The organism is Candidatus Hydrogenedentota bacterium (genome assembly GCA_019695095.1).
Lineage (GTDB): Bacteria > Hydrogenedentota > Hydrogenedentia > Hydrogenedentales > SLHB01 > JAIBAQ01.
On sequence record JAIBAQ010000212.1, the window covers coordinates 1 to 9,626 of the forward strand.

Here is a 9,626-nt window from a genome sequence, read left to right on the forward strand (position 1 = left end):
AAAGTTTTGGCTTTCCAAACCAGCGGGATGGCCGCCGACCTGGACCCGTTTATGTCGGGCAAGATCGCGATGAAGATTGATGGAAACTGGTACGTGGCGACTATCGCGAATACGCGCCGCGATCTCCGCTTCGGCGTGGCGCTGGCCCCCGCCTCGGAGGGTAACGAGCGGGTCGGATGGTGCGGCGGGTTTTCGTATGTGATCCCGAAGGGTTGCCGGCATCCGCGGGAGGCGTGGGAATTCATCCGGTTCATGGTTTCTCAGAAGGCGTTCAAGATAAAGGCCGACGCGGGCAGGCAGATCGCGAACGCGAACGGCAATGTCTTCATCCCTTCGATGAGTGCGCGCCGGGATGTGAATGAATGGGCGATGAACGAGTACGTATACAGCGATCCGGGGATTTCCCAGAGGTACAAGGATTCCGTGCGGTTGTTTGCCGATTCGATGGAGACGTCGAGGTTCCGGCCTGTGACGCCGGTGGGTCAGGTCCTGTGGAACGAACAGGTTCGGGCCATGGAGAACGGAATCTATAAGAAGTACGTTGCGGGGAGTGTGCGCGAGAATGCGGTTCGGGCACTTGACGAAAGTGCCGCGATTGTCCAGAAGGAGCTCGACCGCATCTATCACCCGGTGAAGTATCCGGAGTTCGACTTCCGTCCGGTGGTGGCAGGGTATTGTGGAATTCTGTTGGTGTCCATTGCCGGTCTTTATATGTATTTTGCGAGAAGGATGAAGGCGTCGGGCTATTTTAGGAAGGAGTTCTATGCCGGGTATGCCTTTGCCTCTCCGTGGTTCATTGGGTTCATTGTATTTGGAGGAGGCCCGATCTTTTTCTCGCTGGTGATGAGTTTCAGCCAGTATGACGTATTCAATCCTCCGGGATTCGTGGGGTTTAAGAACTACACGAACCTGTTCACGAACGACCCCCTGTTCTATAAGTCTTTATGGAACACGGTTTTCATGGGGTTGAACGTTCCTCTCAGTATGGCGCTTGGGCTAGGTATCGCCATGCTGTTGAGCCGGGAGGTCCGCGGCATGGGGGTTTACCGGACCATCTTCTACCTTCCGGCGGTGATGCCGGCCGTGGCCGCTTCGATCCTCTGGATATGGATTTTCAATCCGCAGGAAGGGGTGCTCAACAGCATCCTCGGGCAAGTCGGTGTCCCGAATATTAAGTGGCTGCAGGATGAGGCGTGGTCCAAGCCGGCACTCATTATTATGACGGTGTGGGGTGCGGGCGGGAGCATGATCATCTGGTTGGCGGGGTTGAAGGGGATTCCGCAGCATTTGTACGAGGCGGCGGAGTTGGATGGCGCGGGTCCGGTGAGGCGCTTCTTTCATGTCACGATTCCGATGCTGAGTCCGTACATTCTCTTCAATTTGATTATGGGGTTGATCGGGACTTTCCAAGTCTTCACCCAGGCCTACATCATGACCCGGGGAGGTCCGCTGGATTCGACGCTATTTTACGTCTACGCCCTGTTTAACAACGCATTTCGATACATGAAGATGGGTTATGCGTCCGCCATGGCATGGGTTTTGTTCGCTATCGTGCTTTTACTGACGCTTTTTCAGATCCGTTTGAGCCGCCGTTGGGTTCACTATGAGTCTGGCGAATGAATAGGAAGAAGACAGCGAGCGCAGTGGTTTGGCGGGGCGTAACCCACGCGATGCTTCTTGCGGGGTCCATTCTTTTTGCGGCGCCGTTCATTTGGTTGCTCAGTACCAGTTCAAAAGTGAACGACGAGCTCTATCCTCCAAAGTGGATTCCCCAAATTCCGAGGGGAGTGATTGAGTCGCCGTACATTGATGTACGGGACAATGAGCGCCCACTCAAACCGGTACTTGTAAGCGTCGAGGACTGGCAACGGCTCTTTTTGCCTGTCTGCGATGCAATTAGCGGGGCGATTGAGGGCTACAGGGATGAGTTTCCCGAGTTTTACGGCCCGTTTTTGACGAATAGGGTCTGGGCGGAGGCAGTTTTTGCTCGGTTGTTAAGGCGTGCGCCGGATGTTGTGTTTACAAAAATGAACAGCGAGGCCACCGCGTGGTTTGTTGAAAACACGACTCCGAAGTTGTGCCGGGAGGTCTTCGACACCGTCTATCGGAGGGTGGCGCTGTCGGATGTGGTGCTGCACGGTTGGGACCTCTCCATCGAACGGCCAACGGCCGGGGCGAATTTCTCGTGGCGTGTGGTAGATGGCGATGCCGTCGTTGTTAGCCGTCCGGAGGGATTGGATAGGCCGGGTCAGGAGGTTCGGTACTCGTTTGCGAAACGAGGGTCGTTCAGAGTGGAGACCATCCTTCCGACAGCGATGAGGCTTGAAGACCTGAAGCGGGTGGTGGTGAGCAATCACTGCGACCGATCATGGCATACGCTGTGGGCCACCGTCGAGATGGAGGGGCGGAAATTTGTCAGTGCCCAGTCGGCATTTTCGGGTACCGATCTGTGGCAGGAGACGACGTGGCAGTTCGCGAGCGAGGACGACGATTCGATCAAAATGAAGACCTGGCTGCGGTTGGAAGCTGCGGGGGTGTCGGAGTTTGTTGAACCGGGGAAGATTCGAGTGACGGTCGAGTATCGGTATGCGCCGCGCATCTTCGCGACATTCAATAAATACACGGATAACTACCGAAAGGCATTGCGCATCGCCCCGATGACGCTCTACGTGCGAAACAGCGTGTTGCTGGTTCTGCTCAACGTGGTGGGACAGGTGTTGGGGTCGTCGTTGGTGGCCTTTTCGTTTGCGAGGCTGCGGTGGCCAGGGCGTGATGCGTGCTTCTTCTTGGTGCTGGCAACGATGATGATTCCGCCGCAGGTGACCATGATTCCGGTGTTTCTGATCTTCAAGGAATTGGGCTGGTACAACTCCTTGAAGCCGTTGTGGGTGACGTCGTTTTTTGGCGGGGCATTCAACATTTTTCTGCTGAGGCAATTCATGTTGGGTATTCCGAGAGATCTTGAAGATAGTGCGAAGATCGATGGGTGCAGCTATTTTCGAATTTATCGAAGCATCGTATTGCCGTTAATCAAACCGGCGCTGGCGACAATTGGAATCTTCACCTTCTTGTATGTGTGGAACGATTTCATGGGGCCCTTGGTCTATCTGACCGATCAGCGTTTGTATCCCCTGAGTCTCGGGTTGTTCGCATTGCAGGCGCTGCAGGGCGGCGCCTTCAGCTACGGCCTGATGATGTCCGCGTCGGTGATGATGACGGTGCCCGTGATACTTCTCTTCTTCTCCGCGCAACGCACCTTCATTCAAGGCGTGACCTTGAGCGGATTGAAGGGGTAGGGCGCGTACCCTGCCGCACGTGTCAGGGCAAAAGTCGCCTGCGCCGTTTGTCTGGTGAATCGAGTGAGCGTAAGAGTGTGCTGCACCCTTTCGCCCGGTGCCGTCATAGATATAGTTATATATGATTATATATTGTCGCGTCCGTGGTAAAGAAGAGTCGGCGGTCGCCATCGCATGTCGGCGTGAGCTGTTTAACAAGGGGGCTTGCGAGCCTGGTGGATTAGATGCTGTGTGGCATGCGGGCGTGCTTTGCCTGGACGGTGGGATTGAATAGTTCATGGGGCGCACGTATGAGGTCCGACTTGTCTGAGCAAGACTGCTTAGCTGGAGGCTTGGCGTTACTCAATGGTCGTAATTCTCGGTAATCTACTATATATTGTAGTGGTGCCCGCCTTGGGCGGACGCCCGGTTTGGGGATGTCTGTGTGCTCCAGGCTGGCCCTTTGAGTCCTCCTTGCTGCACCTAATCGCTCGTGACAGCTTGAAGCGATCTTGAGGTTAGGGGGCCGAGCTTGGTGGGACTCTGAGTTGCTCGTAAATTCGACGAGTGCTGGGCTATGAGGATACTTCAGGTGTTGCGCGGCATATCGGGCGGAGGAAGTCACGTGCGGGCGACTCTGGGGATGGTGCTGCGGGGTGTTGAACGGAGCCGGGACTACGCTTCCGGGCGAATAATATAGATATTTCCACGCGTGTCGGGGTCGGGGGGTATGGGATTCTGCAATTGTTCCACGTGGAACCTTTTCTCGACACGTTCCACGTGGAACTTTTCATTGAAAAGATCGGCCACTTCAGCCGTTTGACACAGAAATGCCCTTTGTGGGCTCAGCCAACCTGCAATTCCCTTCGAGACCTTCTTGGGGTTCTCAATTGCCCTAGCAGTCAGAATCTGGGCCTCGATTCCCCTTGCGGCAGCGGGGAATTCCCCACACACAATATCTATACCATGCAAGCCAAGAACACCTACGACCCTTCGCAGAAACCCAACCTTCTTGGCGGATCGTTCAAGCAGTGTCACGTGTAGATCGGGAAGAATTGTCTTTGAAACGATTCCCGGGAATCCTCCGCCACTTCCGATGTCGAGAAGCGCACCGGCGTCCTTTCGGATGCTTGCCAGGCAGCATGCTACGCGAAGGGAGTCCAGCACGTGGCGCTCCCACAACAGGTTGAGATCACCCTGGGAAACCAGCGAACATACGCCATTCCATTCGCGAATCAGGGCGCAGTGCGACTCTAGTAGCCCCTGCTCGGCCTCCCCCAACCTGTAGCCCAGGCCCCGAAGGCACTCCGCATAGCGGTCCAACGTCGCTCTCGTGTTGTCTGTATTCACCACCACAATCCCTAGTAATTGGGCCAATATCGCCCGAAACCGAGACCCCTCAAACTTGACTTGCCCTCAACCCTGTGCTATCGTCGCCCACTATACCATATCCCCCAACGAGTTACGGAGTTCTACCGGTGAAGTTCCTGGTGCTACTTGGCGACGGCATGGCCGACTACCCGATTCCCGAGCTGGATGGACGCACACCCCTTGAAGCGGCAAATACACCCGCCATGGACGAGGTCGCGCGCTCGGGTATCTGTGGACTGTTCAATCCCATTCCCGATGACCTGCCTCCCGGGAGCGACATCGGCAACCTCTCGGTCTTCGGGTACGACCCGCACGCCGCGTTCACTGGCCGCGCACCTTTTGAGGCCGCTCAGCAGGGCATTCGCCTTGGACCCAAGGACATTGCATTTCGCTGCAATCTCGTCACCCTCAAAGACGGGGTGATGAGCAGCTTCACCTCGGGACACATCAGCAGTCCTGAGGGCGCGGAGATCATAGCAAGCCTTAACGCCGCAATGTCGGCCGACTTCCCTATTACCTTCAATCCCGGCGTCAGCTACCGGCACATTGCCATCATTAAAGAAGGCATCGTTTCCGGAGATGCGCTTGCGACCGTCGATTGCACGCCGCCGCACAATATAACGGATCAGGCTTACGCGCCCTACCTTCCCAACGGTCCGGCGGGAGAATTCATTCAAACGCTGATGGCGCGCAGCGCCGACGTGATGCGCGATCATCCCGTGAACAAGGCTCGAGTCGCGGCAGGCAAACCACCCGCTACTTCAATTTGGTTGTGGGGACAGGGTCGCGCTCCCCGCATGCAGCCGTTTCGCGAACGCTTTGGGATCGACGGAGCGGTTGTCTCTGCCGTCGACCTGGTGAAAGGCATTGGGGTGTGCGCGGGCCTTGAAGTGCTGCACGTCCCCGGCGCAACGGCCTACCTCGATACCGACTACGAGGGAAAGGTGGCTGCGGCCCTGGGCGCGCTGGAACGGGTAGACTTCGCCTACCTTCACGTGGAAGCGCCGGACGAGACGGCCCATGAAGGAAGGCTGGATCTCAAGCTTCGCGCGATAGAAGACTTCGACGCGCGCGTGGTCGCGCCGTGCCTCGAGTATGCGCGTAAACGCGGCGACGTGCGCATTCTGGTTGCGCCGGACCATATCACCGCGCTCTCCACGAAGACCCACGCGGGCGGCCCGGTGCCGTTTGCGATGTGCGGCCCTGGTGTCCTACCTGACGGGTCTACTAGTTATTCAGAACGTTCGGCGGAAGGATCGGGTCTTCTGTTCCCGGAGGGGCATGAGCTCGTTCCGTTTATGCTACAATCCGCGAACGTGGCGGCCTCATCCATTTCATCGTAACCGGCCGCGCGTTTCGTTTATCCGACCATCAGACCCGGGAGACAGTAGGCGTGTCACAGCGAGTCGAGTTGTATGACGTGACCTTGCGCGACGGAGCGCAGGGCCGCATGGTGAAGTTTTCATCCGAGGATCAGTTGCGCGTGGTGCGCGCCCTGGACGACTTCGGCGTGTCCTATATCGAGGGTGGTCAGCCCGGCTCAAACCCGAAAGCGGCCGAACTGTTCGCGCGGGCACGTGACCTCAATCTCAAGAACGCGAAGATGGCCGCGTTCGGGAGCACCCGCCACTCGAAGTCGACGGTTGAAGATGACCCAAATCTGGCCGCCCTGCTCGACGCGCAGACCGAGGTCATTACGATCTTCGCAAAATCATCGACCATCCATGTGAAGGAAGTTCTTCGCGTTAGCCTCGAAGAGAATCTCCGGATCATCGCGGAATCGGTTGCTTACCTTCGGTCACACGACCGCCGCGTATTCCTTGACGCGGAACACTTCTTCGACGGCTACTTCGAGGATTCCGAGTATGCCCTGGCAGCCATCGAAAGCGCGTGGCGCGCGGGCGCGGAAGTCCTTGCCCTTTGCGATACCAACGGCGGCTGTCTGCCCTGGCAGATTGAAGACATCGTAAAAACGGTGCGCAACCGATTGCCGGAAGCGGTCGTCGGCATACACGCGCACAACGATTCCGGGTGCGGCGTGGCCAACACGCTGGCAGCGGTCAAAGCGGGCGCCATTCATATCCAGGGAACCATCAACGGTTATGGCGAGCGCACCGGAAATGCCAATCTCTGCACCATCATCCCCGGGGTGCAGCTCAAAATGGGCATTCCCCTCGTACCGCCTGAGAAGCTGGCAACCTTGACGGGACTGTCTCACCTCGTCGCCGAACTCGCGAACATGTCGCATCGCGACTTTGACCCCTACGTGGGCCGGGACGCCTTCACGCACAAAGGCGGCATGCACGCCGACGCTGTCAAGAAACTCAAATCCAGCTACGAACACATTGCGCCGGAACTGGTGGGCAACACCACCCACATTTCCGTCAGCGAGATGTCGGGCCGCTCCAGCCTGCTGCAAAAAGCCGCGGAGCTGGGGATTGAACTCGATAAGAACGCACCCGAAACGAAGGCGGTTCTACACCGCGTGAAAGAACTGGAAAACGAAGGGTTCGAGTTTGAGGGCGCGGACGCTTCGCTGGAACTGCTCATCCGGCGCGCCCAGAAACGCCACCGCTCTTTCTTCAAGTTGCGCGGTTTCCGTGTGTGGGTCGAGCGGCACGATGACGCTCACCCGGCCGTGTCCGAGGCAACCGTTCGTATCGAACTGCCCAACGGGGAAATCGTGCATACCGCGGGCGAAGGGACTGGTCCCGTCGACGCGCTGAACTGTGCGTTGCGCCGCGCGCTGACCTCCATCTATCCGGAACTCAACGACGTGCATCTCGAAGACTACAAAGTCCGCATCCTCGATGCGCAGGCGGCGACCCGCGCGAAGACCCGCGTGTTGATCGAATCCACCGACGGCGAAGCAGAGTGGGACACGGTCGGCGTTTCGGAGAACATCATTACGGCTTCCTACGACGCCTTGGTCGACAGCATCGAATACAAACTTCTGCGGTCACGCGGTCTCGAGTAGTCCGCATTTTGCGCTGGCGCAAAATGCTCACGTGCAAGATTGTGGGGTTATGCCATGAGGATTTCTGACGAACACACCCTGCTTGTGGAGAATCGTTGTGCTTCTCGCCGCGAGTCTCGCAGCCACGCAAGTTCCACGAACTGTTCGTGTGTGTTCGTGAGAAATCCGGATTAGGTCCTCCCTTGGCCGCTTCGACGACAACCTCGCGACCGGCAGGACGGTTCCTCAAGACCTATGGTTTGCTCCTTGTCGCGCTTGCGCTGGAATGCGTCGTGTTCGAGATCATTGCCCGGCGGCAAGGCATGCCTCCCTTCTTGTCCATAGACAACCTCATCCTTGTGCTCAACCAGTCCGCCATCTACGGGGTCGTCTCCGTCGGCATGACTCTCGTGATCCTCACCGGAGGCATTGACCTCTCCGTAGGTTCCGTACTGGCATTCGGCGGCATCGTCTGCGCACTAATCATCCGCGCCGCCGGCGACACATGGACCGCGTATGCCCTCGCCTACTCCGGGGCCATTTTGGCCGGCTTTGCCAGCGGGAGTTTCGCGGGACTTTTCATCACGCGCTTTCAGATCCCACCGTTCATCGCGACGCTCGCCCTGATGAGTTCCCTGCGCGGATTGGGTTATCTGATGCTCGGAGGTACGCCGGTCTACAACCTTCCCGCTTCCTACACGTACATGGGCCGGCATCTGCTGGGCGACCGGGTGCCCGTCGGGGTGCTGGTTATGCTCGCCGTCTTTGCCTTGGGCATGCTGCTCCTCAGCACAACCCGATTCGGCCGGCACGTCTACGCCATCGGAGGCGGCGAAGAGGCCGCGCGGCTCAGTGGCGTGCCCGTCGATCGCGTAAAGTGGATCGTGTACAGCATAAGCGGGGCGCTCGCCGCGCTTGGCGGAATCATCCTTTCATCCAAAATGCAATCCGGCGATCCCGCAGTGGGCATCGGCGACGAACTGCAGGTGATTGCGGCGGTGGTGGTCGGCGGGACTAGCCTGAGTGGAGGCCGCGGAGCCATTGCAGGCACCCTCATCGGTTTGCTATTCATTGCCGTGCTGACCGTCGGCCTAACGTGGATAGGCATGGAAAGTTTTGGGCAACAGGTTATCCTTGGACCGGTTATTCTAGCCGCGGTCTTGATCGACCGTTTGAAGCGCACGCGGTGAATCCGAAATACCCATTTGGGGATTACAGCAAAGGCCACATTCAATGACGCACCAAGAATTCAAGAAACTCTGCCACGAACGCCGCCTGTGTTGGGGAGTCGTCATGTTGGAACACATGACGCCGCCTGTCGTTCGTACTGTTGCCCGGGCGGGCTTCGAATGGCTGTGGATCGACAATGAACACGGACATCATTCCTACGAGACCATCTACAACGTGGTGCGCACCGCCGAAGACCTTGGCGTGGCCACTCTTCTGCGGGTTACACAAAACGACTACGCCCACATTGCCCAAGCCCTGGACATGGCGGTGACGGGCATCATCGTGCCTCGCGTCGAAACGCCGGAAGAGGTCCGGCAGATCATCGATTTTGCGAAATATCCCCCCGTAGGGAAACGCGGATTCGGCATGCGGTCCAGTCTGTTTAACAAGCACAAGACCACGATGGCGGAGCGCCTCGTAGACCAAAACGAGAACCGTGTCGTGATCGTTCAATTGGAGAGTCCCCGCGCGGTGGGAAATCTGGAAGCCATGCTTGAGGTCGCTGACGGCCAACTCGACGGCATCTTCTACGGACCCGCGGATTACCAAGTCACCGTGGGCCGGATCGACAACATGAACGACCCCGAAGTTGTCGCTGCCGCGAAACACATCACCGATTTAAGCAAAAAGCACGGACTCTCCAACGGCACGCCGGCCACGTCCGTCGAGACCGCTCGGCACTGGCGTGATCTCGGTTTCAACCTCATTACGTGGAAAAGCGATGACCAGTTGCTGGCCGACGCCGCCCACGAAGGACGCGAAGCCCTGCGGGAACTTGAAAACGGGTGACGCCA

The 9,626-nt window shown here is 57.9% G+C and carries 7 protein-coding genes; 6 read left to right on the top strand and 1 reads right to left on the bottom strand.

Annotation, left to right across the window (positions count from 1 at the left end; genetic code table 11):
- A partial coding sequence (locus tag K1Y02_22755; GenBank protein ID MBX7259201.1) for an extracellular solute-binding protein occupies positions 1 to 1,620 on the top strand: 1,620 nt, incomplete at its 5' end.
- Positions 1,617 to 3,296: an ABC transporter permease subunit gene (locus K1Y02_22760; protein MBX7259202.1), complete on the top strand. Its 1,680-nt coding sequence runs from the start codon at positions 1,617 to 1,619 to the stop codon at positions 3,294 to 3,296. The genes K1Y02_22755 and K1Y02_22760, both read left to right, overlap by 4 nt.
- A gap of 654 nt (positions 3,297 to 3,950) precedes the next feature.
- On the opposite strand, the gene K1Y02_22765 is transcribed toward K1Y02_22760, so the two are convergent.
- Complete coding sequence (locus tag K1Y02_22765) at positions 3,951 to 4,625, bottom strand: class I SAM-dependent methyltransferase (GenBank protein MBX7259203.1); 675 nt, start codon at positions 4,623 to 4,625, stop codon at positions 3,951 to 3,953.
- Positions 4,626 to 4,753: 128 nt separating this feature from the next.
- On the opposite strand from K1Y02_22765, the gene K1Y02_22770 reads away from it, so the two are divergent.
- From K1Y02_22770 to K1Y02_22785, 4 genes are all read left to right on the top strand, one after another.
- Entirely contained in the window at positions 4,754 to 5,989 is a 1,236-nt protein-coding gene (locus K1Y02_22770) for a cofactor-independent phosphoglycerate mutase (GenBank protein ID MBX7259204.1), read from the top strand.
- A gap of 107 nt (positions 5,990 to 6,096) precedes the next feature.
- On the top strand, positions 6,097 to 7,623 hold the full coding sequence (gene cimA, locus K1Y02_22775; GenBank protein ID MBX7259205.1) for a citramalate synthase: 1,527 nt from the start codon (positions 6,097 to 6,099) through the stop codon (positions 7,621 to 7,623).
- 302 nt (positions 7,624 to 7,925) lie between these two features.
- Positions 7,926 to 8,792 carry an ABC transporter permease gene (locus K1Y02_22780; protein MBX7259206.1) on the top strand — a complete coding sequence of 289 codons (867 nt, stop codon included), beginning with the start codon at positions 7,926 to 7,928 and terminating at the stop codon, positions 8,790 to 8,792.
- Positions 8,793 to 8,895: 103 nt separating this feature from the next.
- Positions 8,896 to 9,621: a hypothetical protein gene (locus tag K1Y02_22785; protein MBX7259207.1), complete on the top strand. Its 726-nt coding sequence runs from the start codon at positions 8,896 to 8,898 to the stop codon at positions 9,619 to 9,621.
- Positions 9,622 to 9,626: the final 5 nt, after the last annotated feature.

What these genes read in the sequence shown, in the direction of transcription:
- K1Y02_22760 (MBX7259202.1), top strand. Translation starts at nt 1,617, where the DNA reads ATGAATAGGAAGAAGACAGCGAGCGCAGTGGTTTGGCGGGGCGTAACC.
- cimA (MBX7259205.1), top strand. Translation starts at nt 6,097, where the DNA reads ATGGTGAAGTTTTCATCCGAGGATCAGTTGCGCGTGGTGCGCGCCCTG.
- K1Y02_22780 (MBX7259206.1), top strand. Translation starts at nt 7,926, where the DNA reads ATGCCTCCCTTCTTGTCCATAGACAACCTCATCCTTGTGCTCAACCAG.
- K1Y02_22785 (MBX7259207.1), top strand. Translation starts at nt 8,896, where the DNA reads ATGTTGGAACACATGACGCCGCCTGTCGTTCGTACTGTTGCCCGGGCG.